This is a genomic window from Candidatus Binataceae bacterium (genome assembly GCA_035500095.1).
Taxonomy (GTDB): domain Bacteria; phylum Desulfobacterota; class Binatia; order Binatales; family Binataceae; genus JAKAVN01.
In genome coordinates this window covers 1-17,803 of record DATJXN010000098.1, presented here as the reverse complement: position 1 = coordinate 17,803, position 17,803 = coordinate 1, and the positions used below count along the sequence as shown (strand labels likewise).

The 17,803-nt window shown below is 63.4% G+C and carries 19 protein-coding genes; 12 read left to right on the top strand and 7 right to left on the bottom strand.

Annotated features, from left to right (window positions below; all coding sequences use genetic code 11):
- From VMI09_10150 to VMI09_10140, 3 genes are all read left to right on the top strand, one after another.
- On the top strand, window positions 1-1,452 hold a 1,452-nt coding region (locus VMI09_10150; protein HTQ25049.1), incomplete at its 5' end, for an MlaD family protein.
- Window positions 1,452-2,051 (top strand): PqiC family protein, encoded by a 600-nt coding sequence (locus VMI09_10145; GenBank protein HTQ25048.1) that lies wholly within the window; start codon window positions 1,452-1,454, stop codon window positions 2,049-2,051. The genes VMI09_10150 and VMI09_10145, both read left to right, overlap by 1 nt.
- Before the next feature lie 20 nt (window positions 2,052-2,071).
- A complete protein-coding gene (locus VMI09_10140; protein ID HTQ25047.1) occupies window positions 2,072-2,914 on the top strand; it encodes a potassium channel family protein in 843 nt (280 codons plus the stop codon).
- 9 nt (window positions 2,915-2,923) lie between these two features.
- On the opposite strand, the gene VMI09_10135 is transcribed toward VMI09_10140, so the two are convergent.
- The gene (locus VMI09_10135) at window positions 2,924-3,802 is read right to left on the bottom strand and encodes a hypothetical protein (GenBank protein ID HTQ25046.1); all 879 of its coding nucleotides are present in this window, start codon (window positions 3,800-3,802) and stop codon (window positions 2,924-2,926) included.
- A gap of 180 nt (window positions 3,803-3,982) precedes the next feature.
- On the opposite strand from VMI09_10135, the gene VMI09_10130 reads away from it, so the two are divergent.
- Window positions 3,983-4,990, top strand: a complete 1,008-nt coding sequence (locus VMI09_10130) for an alpha/beta fold hydrolase (GenBank protein ID HTQ25045.1) — start codon at window positions 3,983-3,985, stop codon at window positions 4,988-4,990.
- Between the two features lie 143 nt (window positions 4,991-5,133).
- On the opposite strand, the gene VMI09_10125 is transcribed toward VMI09_10130, so the two are convergent.
- The 3 genes from VMI09_10125 to VMI09_10115 are packed head-to-tail and all read right to left on the bottom strand — an operon-like array spanning window position 5,134 to window position 6,405.
- Window positions 5,134-5,445, bottom strand: coding sequence for a helix-turn-helix domain-containing protein (locus VMI09_10125; protein HTQ25044.1), 312 nt, complete (start codon window positions 5,443-5,445; stop codon window positions 5,134-5,136).
- Window positions 5,442-5,672, bottom strand: a complete 231-nt coding sequence (locus tag VMI09_10120; GenBank protein ID HTQ25043.1) for a hypothetical protein — start codon at window positions 5,670-5,672, stop codon at window positions 5,442-5,444. Before VMI09_10120 ends, VMI09_10125 begins: the two co-directional genes overlap by 4 nt.
- 16 nt (window positions 5,673-5,688) lie before the next feature.
- Window positions 5,689-6,405 (bottom strand): TetR/AcrR family transcriptional regulator, encoded by a 717-nt coding sequence (locus tag VMI09_10115; GenBank protein HTQ25042.1) that lies wholly within the window; start codon window positions 6,403-6,405, stop codon window positions 5,689-5,691.
- 393 nt (window positions 6,406-6,798) lie between these two features.
- Here VMI09_10115 and VMI09_10110 point away from each other — a divergent pair, with 393 nt between their 5' ends.
- The 3 genes from VMI09_10110 to VMI09_10100 all read left to right on the top strand — a co-directional run bounded on the left by VMI09_10110 (window position 6,799) and on the right by VMI09_10100 (window position 9,199).
- The gene (locus VMI09_10110) at window positions 6,799-7,272 is read left to right on the top strand and encodes a DUF202 domain-containing protein (GenBank protein HTQ25041.1); all 474 of its coding nucleotides are present in this window, start codon (window positions 6,799-6,801) and stop codon (window positions 7,270-7,272) included.
- Window positions 7,273-7,284: 12 nt separating this feature from the next.
- Complete coding sequence (locus VMI09_10105) at window positions 7,285-7,839, top strand: hypothetical protein (protein ID HTQ25040.1); 555 nt, start codon at window positions 7,285-7,287, stop codon at window positions 7,837-7,839.
- Window positions 7,840-7,951: 112 nt separating this feature from the next.
- Window positions 7,952-9,199, top strand: a complete 1,248-nt coding sequence (locus VMI09_10100; GenBank protein HTQ25039.1) for a hypothetical protein — start codon at window positions 7,952-7,954, stop codon at window positions 9,197-9,199.
- Between the two features lie 23 nt (window positions 9,200-9,222).
- Here the strand turns inward: VMI09_10100 and VMI09_10095 are convergent, their stop codons facing one another.
- The 3 genes from VMI09_10095 to VMI09_10085 form a co-directional block, all read right to left on the bottom strand.
- On the bottom strand, window positions 9,223-10,008 hold the full coding sequence (locus VMI09_10095; protein ID HTQ25038.1) for a hypothetical protein: 786 nt from the start codon (window positions 10,006-10,008) through the stop codon (window positions 9,223-9,225).
- 89 nt (window positions 10,009-10,097) lie between these two features.
- Window positions 10,098-12,425, bottom strand: a complete 2,328-nt coding sequence (locus VMI09_10090; protein HTQ25037.1) for a cytochrome c3 family protein — start codon at window positions 12,423-12,425, stop codon at window positions 10,098-10,100.
- A gap of 202 nt (window positions 12,426-12,627) precedes the next feature.
- Window positions 12,628-13,350: a DUF4410 domain-containing protein gene (locus VMI09_10085; protein HTQ25036.1), complete on the bottom strand. Its 723-nt coding sequence runs from the start codon at window positions 13,348-13,350 to the stop codon at window positions 12,628-12,630.
- 696 nt (window positions 13,351-14,046) lie between these two features.
- Between VMI09_10085 and VMI09_10080 the strand changes: the two genes are divergently transcribed.
- From VMI09_10080 to VMI09_10060, 5 genes are all read left to right on the top strand, one after another.
- Window positions 14,047-14,505 carry a response regulator gene (locus tag VMI09_10080; GenBank protein HTQ25035.1) on the top strand — a complete coding sequence of 153 codons (459 nt, stop codon included), beginning with the start codon at window positions 14,047-14,049 and terminating at the stop codon, window positions 14,503-14,505.
- Entirely contained in the window at window positions 14,486-15,400 is a 915-nt protein-coding gene (locus VMI09_10075; GenBank protein HTQ25034.1) for a response regulator, read from the top strand. The genes VMI09_10080 and VMI09_10075 overlap by 20 nt, the downstream gene beginning before the upstream one ends.
- 42 nt (window positions 15,401-15,442) lie before the next feature.
- Window positions 15,443-16,594: an ABC transporter permease gene (locus VMI09_10070; GenBank protein HTQ25033.1), complete on the top strand. Its 1,152-nt coding sequence runs from the start codon at window positions 15,443-15,445 to the stop codon at window positions 16,592-16,594.
- A 16-nt stretch (window positions 16,595-16,610) separates the two neighbouring features.
- The gene (locus VMI09_10065; protein HTQ25032.1) at window positions 16,611-17,417 is read left to right on the top strand and encodes an ATP-binding cassette domain-containing protein; all 807 of its coding nucleotides are present in this window, start codon (window positions 16,611-16,613) and stop codon (window positions 17,415-17,417) included.
- Window positions 17,410-17,803 (top strand): MlaD family protein (locus tag VMI09_10060; protein ID HTQ25031.1); only part of this gene is annotated, 394 nt, incomplete at its 3' end. The genes VMI09_10065 and VMI09_10060, both read left to right, overlap by 8 nt.

The following is a 17,803-nucleotide window of genomic DNA, read 5'->3' as shown; positions in this document are numbered from 1 at the left end:
ACGATCGTGTTTCAGTCGGCCGAAGGGCTGGAAGCGGGCAAGACCAAGATCAACTACCGGGGCGTCGACATCGGCACAATCACGGGCATCCGCCTGGCGCAGGATCACGAGCGGGTCATCGCAACGGCGCAGATGGCGCCGCGGACCGAGAACTTCCTGCTCGACGACACGCGCTTCTGGGTCGTCCGCCCGCGGATCTCGGGCGCCAACGTGACCGGCCTGGGCACGCTCATCTCGGGCGCCTATATCGGAATGGAAATCGGCACCTCGAAGGAGAGCCGGCGCGAGTTCGTCGCGCTCGAGACGCCGCCGGTGGTGACCGGCAACGTGTCGGGGCGCTTCTTTGTGCTGAAAACCCCCGACCTGGGCTCGCTGGACACCGGGACGCCGCTGTTTTTCCGCCGCCTGCAGGTCGGACAGATCGCGTCGTACGCGCTCGACAGCGACGGCATGTCCTTTACCCTGAAAGTCTTCGTGCGCGCGCCCTACGATCGGTACGTCACCGCGAATACACGTTTCTGGCAGGCAAGCGGAATCGATCTCCAGCTCTCCGCCAACGGCTTGAGCGTGCAGACCCAGTCGCTGCTCTCGATTTTGATTGGTGGGATCGCGTTCGAAACCCCGGCAGACGCGCGACCCATGCCCGCCGCCGACGCGAACACCGTTTTCACCCTGTTCGATAACCGCACCAAGGCCTACGAGCCAGCCGCGCGCAGCCCGCAGACCTTCGAGCTGATCTTCAACGAATCGGTGCGCGGGCTGAACGTGGGCGCGCCGGTGGAGTTCCGCGGCGTTCAGGTGGGCGAAGTTGCCGCGGTGCGCGCGCAGGTCGATCTGAAGACGCTCAAGTTCTCGGTGCCGGTCACGATCCATATGGACGCGCAGCGGCTCGGCGTCAAGTTCGTGGGCTTAAGGAACGGACTAGATCTCGATGCGATGCGCCGCAAGCTGTTCGATTCGATGATAGAGCACGGCGTCCGCGCGCAACTGCGTACCGGGAACCTGCTGACCGGAGCCGTGTTCGTTTCCTTCGATTATTTCCCGAACGCGACGCCGGCGGCGATCGATTGGTCGCAAAAGCCGGTGCAATTGCCGACCACTCCGGGTCAGCTCCAGGAGACCGAAGAAAAGCTGACCAATATCATCGACAAGCTCAACAAGATGCCGCTCGAGCAGATTGGCGATGGCGTGCGCAAGACGCTCGACGACCTCGACCTGACTCTGACGACCGCCAATCGGACGCTGAACACCATGAATCAAACTCTGGTGACTGCGCGCGGCACGATCGAGAACGCCAACAATTTCGTCGAACCGAACTCGGTGCAGAGCCAGGAGCTTGACAACACGCTGCAGGAGATAAGCCACGCGGCCCGTTCGGTGCGCGTGCTGACCGATTTTCTCGAGCGCCATCCGGAGGCGCTGCTGCACGGCAAGAGCGGAGAGGCAAAGTGATGGCCACAAGCCGCATCGCGCATCTGACTATTCTAACCGCCTTCATCGCGGCGGCTGCATCCGGCTGCGGCACGACGGCGCCCTCGCGCTTCTATACGCTTGACTCGACCGCCGCGCCCGCCGGCGCAGCGTCCGGCGCAGACGCGGTCATGGTCGGCCCGGTAAGCGTGCCCGCCGCGGTCGATCGGCCGCAGTTCGTGGTCCAGGTCGCGCCCAATCGCGTCGACGTGGACGAGTTCAATCGCTGGGCCTCGCCGCTGGGAGACGCGATCGCGCGAGCCGTCGCCGGCGACCTGGTCAAGCTGCTCGGGACCCCGAACGTGGCGGTCGCCCCGCTGGCCAATTTCGCTCCGGCCTATCGGGTGACGATCGACGTCCAGCGCTTCGATTCGGTGCCGGGGCAGGCGGCGTTGGTCGAGGCGGTATGGACGGTGCGAAAAACCGCCGGCGGCGAGACGCGCTCGGGCCGCACGGTCGCGCAGGAGCCGGTGAAGGGCGAGGGATTCGACGCGTTAGCGGCCGCGCACAGCCGGGCCATCGCAAAGGTCAGCGGCGATATCGCCGCGGCGATCCGCGCCGAGGCCGAAGCGCGATCGTAGCGGCAAGAGCAGGAACGAAGATGTCAGAGGAGAGCGCCCTCGACCGATTGCGCGGAGCCATCCGCCGCCACTTTATGCCGCACAGGCACAGTGCGCTGCTCGCGGCTATCATCGCGGCCTTCGCGACCCGGCCGCTGATCGGCAACAACAGGGCGACGCTCATCATATTCAGCCTGATGATCCTGGCCCTGCTGGTTCTCGGGCTCTACACCATCCAGGTCGACGAGCTGGTCGGCGAGGAGCGCAAACTGGTGGCCGAGCGCAGGCGGCGCAACATCATAGGATGGATCCTGGCCGCGGCGGCGACGGCCGAGCGCCTCGCAATGTTCTTTTCCTCGAATCATAAGCTTGGAATCATCGGCTCGGTTTCATGGCTGCTGTTTTTTGCCTTCATCACCTGGCATGAATTGCGCGCGGTCCTGCGGCAGCGGGAGGTCACGAGCGAAACCATCTGCATGTCGATTTCGGTATATCTGTTGATCGGACTTACTTGGGCGTTTCTCTACACGCTGACCTATCAGATCGAACCTCATGCCTTCAGTTTTCCCGGTACTGACGTGGTGACCGCGAACGTGCCGACAGAGAAGCAGGAGTCCGTCGTCCTGGTCCTCGTTTACTTCAGCCTGGTAACCCTGACCACGATCGGCTACGGCGATATCTCTCCGCTGACGATGAAGGCGCGCTACGCGGCGATCGCCGAAGGCGTCACTGGCCAGTTCTACCTGGCCATCCTGGTCGCTCGCCTGGTGGGAATGCAGATGAGCAGATCGATGAGTCAGCAGACGGGAACTCCGCCGCAGCGGTCCGGGCAGGATTCGGCGCCCGGTCCCGACGCCGCGAACCCGCCTGAAGAGAGCGGCTGACCTCCAAGTTCACCACGTCCACGATCTGAATTCTGGAAATCCCGCGATCATTCCGAAATTGACGCCGGTCTGCGGAGCGACGGGCGAAAACTGCCGATAGACCGTCCACTGGCCGCTCACGAAGAAGTTGAGCGGCGGTAGGTTCGGACGAATGATCACATCGCCGATTCCAAGACTCAGTGGCAGCACGGTCGACGAATTGCGATGCAGGCCCACGAGCCACGTTGCCTCGGCGGAGCGCAGGTACCAACCTTCCCATACGTGCACCGCCGCCACCGGCTGAAACTGGATCGTGTTGAGCGGCGGACGATTGCGCGAGGTGTAGGCGAAGGAAATCGGGTCCTGCAAGACGAACCCGCAGACCAGCGAGGGTATGCCCTTGTAAACCGCGCCTATTGCCGGGCCCGCCTGCCAGGCGCCCTGGCCGGCGCTCCTCGAGGTGGCGGTGGGAAAAACGAACATCGGACCCACCCCAATCAACAGTCCCGTTCCTCGCGACGGCCACGGCAGCGCCGCCAGATCGAACAACTGCATGTCGCCGAATTCCGTGCGCGTATTGCCCTTGGGATATGGAACCGTCACCAGCGTAAAGGTCGGCCGGATAAGCTGCACAAACGGGAAGAGCGAGTATTGCGGCAGCCGCGGGATGATCGGTCTCAGGATCACCTGATTGGTTTGAACGTTGGTGCCGAAATTCGCGGGGGTGAAGGCATCTCTGATGGAAATCTGCGGCAGGGTGGTGAGCGGATCGGTGAAATCCGTGATGAGTTTTTCTTCGGCCGCGAGCTCCGCTGCGGTCTGGTTTTGCGCGAAGCCCGCGAGCGGGAGAATCCCCGACAGGACGCAAATCGCGATCGACAGCGCAAACAACCTCGCGAGCGCTTTCATCAAAATATTCATAGCCGGTTGATCTTCCGTGCCGTCGATGTAGCAATCGCGGCCCGATGCTTCAACCGCGCTCCATTGATTTTGCGATACGTTCGCATGGAAATCTGATATAAGCAGGCAGCGCCGGCCAGGTGCAGTTGGCGGCCGTCAGACATCGCAGGAACCCTGAGGGAAGCGACTATGAGCGACTACGAAGTGCTCGAAGTGCCTGGCGTGCAGTTGCAGCACGGCGGTTTTCTTCCGCTCGCCCGCCTCGCCTACAAAACTCTCGGAAATCTCGGTCCCGCGCGCGACAACGCGGTCCTGGTGCCAAGCTGGTACACCGGAACACACAACGACATCCAAACCTTCATGGTCGGCGAGGGCCGCGCGCTCGATCCGCGCAAGTATTTCATCGTCATGACCAACCTGCTGGGCAACGGGCTCTCCTCTTCGCCCAGCAACACCCTCTCGCCCAACGAACGCGGCCGCTTCCCCAAGGTCACGATCCATGACAACGTCCGCCTCCAGCACGTCCTGCTCACGCAAAAGCTCGGGCTCTCGCGTTTGCGCCTGGTGACCGGATGGTCGATGGGCGCGTGCCAGACCTTCGAGTGGGCGGCGCAATTCCCGGACATGGTGCGCGCCGCGTGTCCGATCGCGGGGTCGGCGCGGACCGCGTCATACAACAAGGTCTTCCTGCTCGCGCTCAGACGCGCGCTCGAACTGGATCCGGCCTTCGCCGGCGGCTTTTACGATCGGCCTCCGATCGATGGGCTGAAAGCCTTTGCGGCGATCTATGCCGGATGGGGAACGTCGGAACCCTTCTTCCGCACCGAGGTGTATCGGGACTTCGGCGCGCATGACTATCAGGAGCACGTCGCTTACTTCTGGGAGCCGTTCTTCATGCGCCTGGACGCCAACGACCTCCTCTCGCAGCTATGGACCTGGCTCAACGGCGATATCAGCGACAATCCGGCCTACCGCGGCAACTTCGAGGCCGCGCTCGGCGCGATAAGGGCGCGCACTATCGTGGCGCCGGTCGATAACGACCGCTATTTTCCGCCGGCCGACAGCGAGTATGAGGCGCAACATATTGCCGGAGCCAGATGCCGGGTCATCTCTTCGATCTGGGGACATATGGCGCCGATGAACCCGCGCGACAACCCGGCGATAGACGGCATCCTTCACGAGCTGCTGGCAGACTGAGTATTCAGTCAGCGCTGCAAGGCGCGCATGGCTGACCGCTTCGGCGGTCCCGCGGACCCCGGTCGGGAAGGCTCGACCGCATCGAACAGCAGGCGTCGCCCACCAGCACCACGGCCGCGGGATCGGTGTTCCTGGGAATCCGCTTAGGCATCCATCGCAGGACCTTTGCCCGACGCGCGCGACGCGCACCAGTTCTCGATCTCTTCGACATTGAAACGCCAGTGTCTGCCGATTCTGAACGCCGGAATCTCATTACGCTTGAGCAACCGATGGATCGTTGAACGCGTCACTCGTAGGTAGTCCGCGACCTCCTGCAAAGTCATCACTGTGGTCGACCTCTTAACGGCCGCATTCGTGCGGCGGGATTTTTCTTCAGCCATCTGTTCCTGCACCCGTCCAACAGTCTGCGCCCGACCATTGGGCGGTCTTTGAATTCCGTTTGCCGGATCGTTCATTGCCCGGCAATCCTGATGAGGACCACGGCGTACCTCGCTACCGCCGTATCCACGCCGTCGATGTTCACCGCCACGTCGATGAAAGTTTCCGACTCGGGCTTCTCGCTCCCTCGGACGATGTACTGGCGGCCGTCATGCCCGACGAATTTCCTGCCGGCGCCGAACTGCGCGATCGCAGCCAGTGTGTCGCGAGTCAGTTTTTTCCTGTCGAATGCGGGGAGAGCCATAAATGAGCGCCTCCTTTCATTGATCAATCCGGTTTCTTCCACGCCGCCGCGGCCGGGGGCGCGGGGCCCGTACTTCAGCCATCGCGGGCGCCCTCTCAGTCTCTCGTCCGCGACTCATCGATGGCGATGCCGCTTTTGCTCCGGCTGGCGCGTCGCGAGCCTCGCGGATCGCCACGGCCAGCAGGCCCAGCAGCTCGCGAAATGCCGCGCCGATGCGCGGCCGAGCGCCGGTCGCGAGCAGGTCGAACTGCAGCCCGCGCATCGCGGCCAACGAAAGCGTGGCGAGGTGGCGCGCACGCGCGGGCGGCACCTCGGCGGCGCGAAGCGCCTGCTCGAACGGCGTCAGCCATTCGTTGATAAATCGTTCCAGGAATTCCGCAAACTGTCCGGGCTTTTGCAGCGCGGCCCCATAAACTTCGAAGCAGAACTTCCAGAATCTCGCGGTCTTCGGCGACGACCATGCGCTCCACGCGCGCAGGAGCCGTTCCTCGCGTCCGCCGTGTCCGGCAATCGCCCGCGCAAAGTCGGCCCTTTGGCGCAGACGGATTTCTGCCATAGCTTCGGATATCAGTTTCTCTTTGGAGCCGAAGAAATAGAGCAGCATCCGCGGGCTCGTATTTATCCCCGCCGCCAGCGGCCTCAGGGAAAGCCCGGCGAGGCCGTTGCTAAGTAGATATTCAACGACGTCGTCGAGCAGCTTCACCCGGCGTTCAGGTGCCGCGTCTTTCTTCATTCCTGTACCAGCCGTTTCATGTAACGTTTGTTTCAATCAAGCCGGTGGACGTTTTTATCTGAAACGTCTGTTTCAATCAATGGTACTCAACTACTGACGCCGAGCGTCCGCGCTTTATTCATGCGTTGCGCGCCGCGCACGCCCGACTAGGACCAAAGTCCAACTGTGCGCATCGCCGTTTTGCTGCCAGAGTCGAATCCGCAGGCCGGCGGTACCGACCCTCCGCAGGCCTTTCCGCGAGCAGGGCCGGGTCGTATTGGCTATGGGTATCCGTGGCCCGGATCTAAATTCGGGTCTCTCGCGGTCACTTTTCTCCTGTCTGGCGCGGCGGCGAGCGGCCCGATAGCGTCCGCCGACTCAAAAGGGTAGAAGCAATGGAAGCAATCGCCGTTTTTGAGTCACCGAACGAAGCATCACGATCGTGCGAAGCGCGATGCGGCGGCGGCCGGCCTGAAAGCAGGGATTTACTCGATGACCAATCAGCAGCCGCAGGCCGCGCCGGAAATAGATGCGGCGGCGAGGTTCGACCTGGAGCGAACGCGCATCGCCTACGAAAACCTGATGATGTCCTGGATCCGGACGGCGACTTCGCTCATCACTTTCGGCTTCAGCATATACAAATTCTTTCAGATCGAAGGACATGGCAGCGCTTACACAGCTCGCCTGATCGGTCCGCGCGAGTTTGCGCTGGCGCTGGTCTTGATTGGATTGGGAGCGCTGGCGCTCGCCACCATGGAATACCGGCAGAACATCCGTCTCCTCAAGGCGCAGTACCCGCAGTGTCCTCGCTCGTTGGCAGGACTGGTCGCGGCGTCGATCTCGGTCCTGGGGGTGGTGGCGCTGGTGGCGGTAATCTTCCGCCAGTAACTGGAGATGGCGATGAAGGGCACAAATATGCAGCGGCTGTCGGCCGGGATGGCGAGCGCCGCGCGGTTGACGGCGGACGAATTTATCAAGATGCTGCCATCGGTGATTTTCTTTTTTGCCGCGCTGATGGTCATCCTGCTGCTGCTCAAACTGTTTATCGAGCAATATTCGATCGAGTTCTACGCGTTTTCCAAGGCCGCGGTCGGTGCGCTGATTCTCGCCAAGGTGATGCTGCTGATGGACTGGGCGGAATCCAAACGCAACGCAAGTCGCTATCCGCGCGCCGTCGTAGTCGTCGGCAAGACGGTGATTTATGGACTGGCGGTGATCGCGGTCTGGATGGGCGAGAAGATCTTCGACGCCTACCGCAAGAACGGCGACTTGCGACACGCCGTCGCGATAATGATCGCCAACGCCAATCTCGACCGCTTTCTTGGCTGCGTGCTGCTCATCTGTCTCATCGTTTCGGCCTACCTGACCTTGCAGGAGATCAACCGGGCCATGGGCGATGGAGCCCTGGTCCGATTGTTTTTCAAAGCGCCCGCGCGGGCATCCACCGGCGGCTAAATCCAGTTCGGCGCGCGCCGACTCAACGATCTACAGGAGCAATGAAGTGACCCAGGCTGACTCATCCAACGGCACCCGATCCGCCCGCCGCGCGAGACTTAAACGCTATCTGATGGCAGTAACGCTGGTCCTTGCCCCGCAGGCGCTATGGGCGCAGAGCGCCGGCCAGTTCGAGCAACCGCCCATCGTAAACGCGAGTCAACTCCTGCCCGCGGCTGCGCTGGCGGGCCCCGGGTATCACGTCGAGCCGCTGGTGATGACTAACGGAGCGATGGGCCGTTACACGATCGTGTTGGACCAGTCGGTGTTTCACGAGGACGCGGGATCGTACGAGGTCGAGAGTCTCAATCTCCTGAAGATACGCCTGTCGGAGATTCCTGCGATCGAACAACTCGAACAGATGCGGAAGTCGACGGTCTTCGCTCAGGCGCTCGCGCAGAGCGCCGCGCGACCGGTCAAGATGGGCGTGCAGATGGTAACCCATCCGCTGGATACGGTGACCGGCCTGCCAAGCGGGGTCGGCGAGTTTTTTGGCCGGGTGAGTCTCGGCGCGGACTCGCTCTGGGCCACGGCGACGAATTCCTCCGAGAGCGGCGGCGAGCGGGCCTCCCAGACCGCCGGTGAGACGGCCAATATTACGCTCACGGCTCTGGGCTACGACGACGTCCGCCGGCAGTTGGCGAAAAAGCTGCACGTCGATCCGTACACTACGAATCCGATTCTGAAGGAGAAGCTCAACTCGACGGCCTGGGTGATGTTCTCGGCGCGCCTGGCGGTCAATACCGCGGTCAGCGTCGCCGTCCCCGGCTCGATGATTATCACAGGGGTGGAGTTCACCAACGACCTAGTCTATCAGACGCCGAAGGGCGACCTTATTCTGCTGGTCGAAAAGAAGCTGCAGGATATCGGCTGTTCACAGGCGGAGATTGCCGCGTTCAGCCACAACACCGCGATTCCGCTGAGCCTGCAGGTTTCCGCGGTCACCGATCTGGAAAGCCTCGGCAGCATCCCTGGCCGCCGCCTGGTGGCGGTGGCGTTGAGCAACGTGCTCACAGAGTACCAGGCGCGATTCTTCGTGACTTCGATCCGAATGCTCGCTCAGTGGAGCCAGCAAAAAGCCGCGATCACGAATCTCGGAGCGCCCTCGATCCTGATCGCGCGCGATCAGAACAATACCGTGATTCTGCCCGCGCCGGTTGACTACGTATCCTGGACTCCGCGGATAGCGGGTTTCGTGACCACTCCTGCCTTGCTGGCACAGCAGAACCGCGTGCTGTGGATTCCGGCCGGGATGACGCCGCTTGCGCAGCAGCAACTGACCGGCAACGGCTGGACCGTGCATCAGAGCGCGCAGCCATAGCCCGCAGGTTGCTTCGCGCGAGCCTATTTCATCGATGACAGGAGCCGGAGCATCGGCTCCTGATTGATGGTAATCAGGCCGCGCTCGGGCTGGTTGAGGTCGAGGATAACGAAGACGACGAAGGTTGCCAGCGCAACGAAGCAGACGGTCCCCGCAAGGTCGGTCTCGTTCGACGCTCCCTGTTCGCGCCCGACCAATAGCGAGGCGACAACCGCGGCCAGGAGCAGCAGTAACACGACGCTCACCGGCAGCCGGTCGCGGACCGCGGCGAGGCGTGCTGCGTGGTTACTGATTAGGCCATTGAGCGTGTTGGTCAACGAAACCGAGATCGGCGTGCCCGCCGTGAGGGCCTGATCGACAAGGGCGGTCATGCGGTCCTGCATGTGCTGCATCCGCTCGAGCGCGTCTTCGAACTCGGCCGGATTGACCGGCCTGGACGCCAACTCGACGCGCAGCCTCGTATAGTCGCGAACCACCGACTGCAATTGCGTTCGCACCGGGTCCTTCAGCAGGGTCGCGCAGGTGTAGAAGTCGCCGATCGCGTTGCTGTCGGCAAGCAGCGCCAAGCGGCGCTGATCGTACTTGACGATCGCCAGCGAGAAAGTGAATCCGAGCAGCAGGCCCAGGAGCGCAAGACTTCCGTCGAGGAATTTGGATACGGGTATTTTTGTGTCTTCGACCCGCAACCGCCGCCCAAGCCGTCGTCCCGCCTGCCACGCGACCAGCATCGCGAACCCCAGCATCGACGCGGTTCGCCAAGCATCGGTGTCGTTGAAGATGTTGTTCAGGCCGGCAAAGCTGTCACCCATAATCGATGTCCGTCAGGTTCCTGGTAACGGCATGTTTAACAGAAACTCCCGTTGATTGCCCGCGTGGCGGCCGAGGCACCTGTGAGGTCCTATTGAGCCGATGGTTGCGCCGGACAGGCGGAACCCAGTTCGGCCAGACGTTTCGCGTAACCGTCGGCCATTTTGAAATTTCCCGCGCTCCGGTAGAAGGCCGCGAGCGCGCCGAGCGCGTCGCAATCGTAGGGATGGCGCGCCACGTCGTCCTCGAGCACGTCGAGCGCCTTGCCCCCTTGCCTCGTGCCATTGAGCGCCACCGCGTACACGTAAGCGAAGCGCGCGCTGGCGGGGTCAAGCCGCGCGGCCGCCGCCAGATGCTCGAGCGCCTCCTGCCTGTGTCCCTGGCGCACCAACAGCAGGCCGAGCGCATGCTGGAGCGGCGCGTCGGCCGGTGAACGGGCGATGGCCTCGCGCAGCACGCGCTCGCCGTCGGCCTCGCGCCCAAGTTCGCGATCGAGATCGGCAAGGTCCACGGCGGCCGGCGCGAAGGACGGATCGAGCGCGAGCGCGGTTGCAAGTTCGCGCTGCGCCTCGTCAAACCGCTTCTCCCTCGCGAACAAAAGCGCGAGATTGCTATGCGCCTCCGGCCGGTCCGCGTTCAGCTCCTGCGCCGCAATATATTCGCCGACCGCTCTTTGAAGCGCGGCCGACTCTCCCTCGGCCAGGGCGCCCGCGGGCGCACCCGCAAGCGCTTCCGCCGCCTCGATTCGCACCGCGCGTACCGGATCGCGGAGCAACCGCGCGGACACGTCCGGACTCGCCTGCGGATCGGCTTGCGGCAGAAGACGGGCGGCGGCGCCTCTGACCAGCGGCGAGGCGTCGCGCGCGCCCGCGCGCATCGGCTCGCCGCGATCGGATTCGGAGTAGCCGGCCATCAGCGCGAGCGCGCTCGCGCGAGCGATCGCCGGCTGCTCGGAATCCGCGGCGAGTTGCGCAAGGGCGCTTGGGGCCTCCGGGGCGCCGATCGCTCCGGCATTCAGCGCCTCGGCGAAACGCTGAAATCCCACCGGCTGATGCCGGTACCACTTGACCATCGCGCTCGCCGCCCAATCCGCGGATTTGTCGCGATGGCATCCAGTGCAGGCGTTCGGCACGCCGATCTTGACCGAGAGATCGGGGCGCGGAATGCGAATGCTGTGATCGCGCCGCGCATCGACCGTCATGTAGATTCGCGCCGGCATATGACATTCGACGCATCGCGCGCCCGGCGATCCGGTTTGGTGAAAGTGATGCGCGGGGGAATCGTACCTGGCGGCGGCATGGCATTGCAGGCAGACGCCGTTGCCCGGCGCGCGAAGCTTGAGGCTGTGCGGCTCGTGGCAATCGCTGCACGTCACCCCAGCGTGGTACATCCTGCTCTGGATGAACGAGCCGTACTCGTAGTCCTCATCTTTAATCTGTCCGTCGGGATAGTAGAGGTTCTCCGCGAGCAGCGCGACGCGATAGTCGTCGCCGACCGGCTGGCCGTGCACGTAATCCTCGTGGATCTGGCTTCGCCGCGAGTGGCATCGCGCGCAGGTCTGAATTTCACGCTCGCTCCGGCGCGGCGCGCTACGCACCACGTTGCCGCTTAAAGGGTCGGTTTTCCAATTGACGCCCCGCCGCTCATCGAACGCGATCGGCAGTCCGTCATCGGCTTCGGCGCCGGCCTGGTAACCGCGCCGAGGCGCGCTGGGCGCGGCCCATGCCACGTGTCTGGAGCCCGGACCATGGCACGCCTCGCAGGCGACGTCGATCTCCGCATAGGAAGTGGTGAACGTGCGCGTGTCGGGATGGTAGTTCTTGCGCAGATTGGTGGAATGGCAGTCCGCGCACATGAAGTTCCAGTTCTGGTCGATGCCGGTCCAATGCAGGGGATCGTTGGCGCCCGGCTTGATGCCGGGAAACAGATTGAACCAGCGCTGGCCGCCGCGTTCGCGCGGGCGGCTGTCCCATGCGATCCCGAGCGCCTGCAGCCGGCCTCCCGGCATCTCGACTAGATACTGTTGCAGGGGCGAGACGCCGAAGGTGAACTTGATTTCATAGTCGTGCAGCGCGCCATCGGGTCCGCCGGTTCGCACGATGAACTTGCCGCCGCGCCGGAACATTCGCGAGGTCACCGCGCCGTCGGCGATGCTGGCGTCGTTGAAGTCGCCCAGCACCGTCGAGCCGTTTGCCGGCAGCATCGCGAGCTCGTGATGCGATCCGTTCCAAAGCTTAAGCTCGCGCTCGTGGCATCCGCCGCAGGCCGCCGCGCCGACGAAAGCGGGCGGCGATGCGGAAGAGGCCGCCGGCTCGGCTGCGGCGCGACGATGCCGCCAGCGGCTCATCGTCATCGTCACGAGGACGATAGCCGCGAGCGCCAACGCCGCGAGCACGAGCAATAGACGGCGCGCCGGCATCCCGTCCGGTGCGCTCCTGAGCGGCGTCGCACCGCGCGGCGCGCTTCCGCGCGGCGGGGCGGCTACGGTTTGCGCTTTTGCGCGTTTTCGTTTTTTGGCCAAGCGTTTTGGTTCTTTTGGCCAAGACGATTAGCGGCGGCAAAAGCGGGCTGCGATGCACCGGGACATCGCCTTTGCCGCGGCACTTCCGGCCTTCGCACCGCTACTGCGTCCGCCATCCCGCCCGCACGGTATAGTCAGTCACGGTCTGGACGATCTGCGTTGCGGTCTTCCTCGCCAGGCTGCTCGTCGATGAACTGTAGGTCTTGGCTCCACCGACCGCCGCGTTCATGCCGACTATAGCGGCCGCGCCGCCGCCCGCGGCCACGCCGACCGGCGCCATCACCGCCGCGCCCGGCATCTTGCCGCTGTCGGCGTGGGTGCTGAATGCGAGGACCTGATTCAGGTTGCCGGCGATCCGCTGGTACATCGACACGTCGCTGTCCAGAGTCGAGGACCCGGTGCCGAAGCCGATCACCAGCCGGCGTAACCGGTTGCCCTCGTTGATATTGGTCAGCGCACCATCGATAAGAAGGATATTGTCGCCGGCCACGTAGGTCCCGCGTGCGACGCAGACCGCGTTGTAGCCCTGGTCCTTGAGGTCGGAGACCACCTGCTGACAAATCGCCTGCGCGGTATCGTGCGCGATCTGCAGTTGCGCGGCGCTTTCGTTATCGCCGCTCGCATCGCGGTAGGCGCGCTGAACGATGCTCTGGTTTAGCGTAACCTCGGACGGGTTCGCCGCGAAGGGATAGACGACAATCTGGGTGGGCTGCTCATTGTCGGCAGGCGCGCGCTGGGCTTGCTGGGTAACCGCCGCACTGGCGCATCCGGCAAGGGCCAACACACACAATGCGTACATCCGACGAAGTTGAACCGACTTCACTGTGCCATTCTCTATCACGCGAGATGTCTCTGGTTCGCTCGTTTCGGGCCGATTTGGCCTGCTGACCTCGCCGTGCATTAGGCGCACGGCGAGCGGTCTTTTTCAACTTGCTACCAACGCCCTTTCGGCAGGGCGACGCAGCTTCGCCGCGCCCGGTCGGCCGCACGATAAGTCTTTCCCCGGCGCTTCTTCGGCGTAGCTTGCGCGAATGGCAAAGGGAGATTCGACTGCGTCACTTTTATGGCGTGGGAGGCCGCACGCCTATCGAAGCAAGGCGCCCTCGAGAGCCCTGACCAGCCTCACCATCACCATGAAGGCTTCGAAGGATGCCAGGAGCGCCATCACGATCGCTGCGCCAAAGAGCAGCCGCGACAGTAAAGTGCCAGGATCCATGTCGCTGGGAGACGCAAGTAGCGATCCAAACTGCGCCGCAGCCAGAGAGGCCTACGGACTCAATCGGAATTGCGGTTGCTGCCATTCGTAATGCAGAGCGTGATCGAGCAATCGTCCCAACACGCGGTATCACTAATGGGAGGATGTATTATTTCGGGAGTGGTCTTTAAGCATCATTGGTGAGACTCGCTTCCCGCGCGCAAACCGAGCCGATCTGACCTCTGACGATCCGGCTTGGCTCAAGCCAATCGACGCAATTTTAATCCGACCAAGGTCTTATTTCGCGACCGGCGCAATCCGGTCATGCTCGATGTGGCGCGTATCGGCCGTAACCGGCGTTCCATCGGGAGACGAAATCGTCTTTTGACAGTTGCAAAGAAACCCGCGCTGATCCTGGTCGAGGACGATTCCTCGGTCCTCCGCGCACTGCGCAGGTTGATGCTGGCGGCGGGATTTCGCGTGATGGCTTTCGATCGTCCCCGTGCGGTCCTCGATAGCGAACTGCCCAAAGCTGATGCCTGCCTGATCGTTGACGTGCATCTTCCCGAGATGAACGGAGCGCAACTCTGCGAAACCCTGGCCGCCGCCGGATGCGACCTTCCGGTGATCATGATGACCGGCCATACCGACCAAGGCACCCGCGACCTGATGCAAAGGACGAAACCTGCGGCCGTGCTGTTCAAGCCGTTCACCCGCGCCTCATTGCTCGAGGCGATTTCCAAGGCGCTGGCGGCCAGCAAAGATGCCAGGCGCGGGCGCTGATCGCCGCGCCCAGCGCGGTGGAAAGGCGGAGCAATTGAGGATAATATTGTCCGGTTGTGCCAAGCTCCGCGCGTTGCGAAGGATCAGTTTTGCCTCGATCCGTGTCTGCCCGATCCTCGTCCCCGCGCGAGCCTTTTCACGGAACGGAAGCGACCCTGCCTCAGGCGGTGCCAACACTTCTCTGTCCGCTTCCGGACGCCGCAATCGCGTGCGAATCCAGGCTGGCTATCGGCGAGCAATGAGCCAGGGCACGATAGTAGCGGTAATCGACGACGAGGAATCGGTTCGCACATCGCTGGTCCGGTTGCTGCGGGCAAAGGGACTTGAAGCGCTAGCCTTTGCGTCGGCCGGGGAGTTTCTGAATAGCCCGCAAAACAGCAGCGTCTCGTGCGTGGTGTCGGACCTGCGAATGCCGGGATTGGACGGCCTCGGATTCCAACAGGTGCTGCAGGCGAGACTGCCGCATCTTTCGATCGTTTTCATCACCGGCCACGGGAACGTTCCGGCGAGCGTGGCTGCGATGAAGGCCGGCGCGGTCGACTTCCTCGAAAAGCCCGTGAAAGGCGCGGCTCTGATCGACGCCATCCGGCGGGCCTGCACACGCAGCCGGAATTTGCGCGCCGTCCATTCCGAACTCGATACCTTGAAAGCCCGCTACGAAACCTTGACCCCGCGCGAGCGCGAAGTGTTTTCGCTGGTCGCGGCCGGCCTGCTGAACAAGCAGGTCGCGGCCGAACTCGGCGTTGCCGAAAAGACCGTGAAGCAGCATCGCGGCCACGTAGTCGACAAGATGGCCGCGCAGTCGGTGGCCGAGCTGGTGCTGATGGCCGAGCGCCTGGGTGTAAGGCGCGATGGGGCCGATTTCGCGCGCGCCAGGGGCAAACTGCCCTCATAGGCAGTTGCCCGCAAGCGGGCAGGATGGGAGATACGTAACCCGATGGCTGCTGTCGCACCGAAGCTGGACCAGGGGAGCATCTCGTTCGAGCGGACCGACGATTCGACGCTCGTGGCGCATCTTTCCGGCCCCTGGCATCTCAAGCGCGATCTGCCGTCCATTTCGCTGCTGGTCAGCGAACTCGGTTCCCGGCCGGCCACGCGGCGGCTCGCCTACGAGACCGCTGATTTGACGCACTGGGATAGCGGGCTGATTTCGTTTCTCACAAGTGCGGCGGAGATTTGCCGTGCGCGCGGGATCGCCGAAGACCGCAGCGGCCTGCCCGCGGGTCTACGACGCCTGCTCGAGCTGGCCGAGGCGGTGCCTGAAAAAAAGGGCGCGCGCAGCGCAGCGGTGCGCGTCTCGTTCCTGACTCACGTGGGCAACGCGTCGCTCGGCTACGGCCTTTCGGTCAACGAGTTCATTGGCTTCCTCGGCGAGATAACGATCGCGTTCGGAAAGTTTCTGCGCGGCAAGGCGCGCTACCGAAAAATCGATCTGCTCGAGGTCATCCAGGAGTGCGGGCCCAACGCGGTCGGGATCGTCACCCTGATCTCGTTCCTGGTCGGCGTCATTCTCGCCTTCATGGGCGCGGTCCAGCTGTCCCAGTTCGGCGCCTCGATTTACGTCGCCGACCTCGTCGGTATCGGCATGGTGCGCGACATGGCCGCGATGATGACCGCGATCATCATGTCCGGCCGCACCGGCGCCGCGTTCGCCGCGAAACTGGGCACGATGAAAGTGACCCAGGAGATCGACGCGCTGACCACGATGGGCGTGTCGCCGCTCGAGTTCCTGGTTCTGCCGCGGATCCTCGCGCTGGTCCTGATGATGCCGCTTTTGTGCCTGTTCGCGGACCTGGTCGGAATTCTCGGCGGCATGTTCGTCGGGGTCACGATGCTCGATCTGTCGGCCGGCAGCTACATGCGAGAAACCATCTCGACGCTGACTCTGACCAATCTGTTCGGCGGCGTAATCAAGGGCACTTTCTACGGCGTGCTGATCGCGATCGCGGGGTGCCTGCGGGGCTTTCAGTGCGGCAACAGCTCCTCGGCGGTCGGCGACGCGGCGACGCAGGCGGTGGTCATGGCGATCGTCATGATCGTGGTCGCCTGCGGCATGTTCGCCGTGGTCTTCAACTTCCTGGGGATCTGAGCAGGGAGAACTCACGATGGCCACGGGCAATGGCGACAATCGCTCCGACGCAGAGCCGCATATCATCGTGCGCAACCTGACGATGGCCTATGGCAGTTTCGTCCTGATGCGCGATCTCAACTTCGTGGTGAAGCGCGGAGACATCTTCATCATCATGGGCGGCAGCGGATGCGGCAAGAGCACGCTGCTCCGACATCTGATCGGACTCAAGGAACCGGCCACGGGCGAGATTACTTACGGCGACGTCAACTTCACCCGGGCCACGCCGCAGCAGCGCGAGCTGATGCTGCGGGGGTTCGGAATCCTGTACCAGAGCGGGGCGCTGTGGAGCTCGATGACGCTGGCGGAAAACGTCGGCCTGCCGCTCGGCGAGTTCACCGACCTTACGCCGGCGCAGATCCGCGAAATCGCGGCGCTCAAGCTCGCGCTGGTCGGGCTCAAGGGGTTCGAGGATTTCTACCCCAACCAGATCAGCGGCGGCATGCAGAAGCGCGCCGGGCTCGCGCGCGCGATGGCGCTCGATCCGGACATTCTCTTCTTCGACGAGCCGTCGGCCGGACTCGATCCGATAAGCTCACGCCTGCTCGACGACCTGATTCTCGAGTTGCGCGCGAACCTGGGCGCGACGATCGTCGTGGTCACCCACGAGCTCGCGAGCATCTTCACCATCGCCAACAACAGCGTCTTTCTGGACGCGGAATCGCGGACCCAGATCGCGACCGGGGATCCGCACGACCTGCTTGCGCATTCAAAGGACCCGCGGGTAATCCGGTTCCTCACGCGGGGACAGGAGGGAGGCGAGGGAGCCGTCACTAATGGGTAAACGGGTCAGTCCAGCGGTAATCGGGGCGTTCGTGATCGCCAGCTTTGCGATCCTGATCGTTGCCCTGATCGTAGTCGGCTCGGGCAAGATGTTCCGGCGGCCGGTGCGCTTCGTCTGCATGTTCCAGGGCAACCTCAACGGACTCAAGGTCGGAGCGCCGGTCAAGGTCCGCGGAGTGCAAATCGGCGAGGTCTCGGCGATCCAGCTGAGGATCTTGCCGTCCCAGGGCAAGCTGCGTTCGGAGATAAAAGGGCTCAGGATGCCGGTCTTCATCGACGTCGATCGAGCGCAGCTGCTCTCGAAAGGAGGGACCGGCGAGGCGCTCGAACGGGGACGCCTGGATGAGCTGATCCAGATGGGAATGCGGGCGCAGCTCAATACGGAAA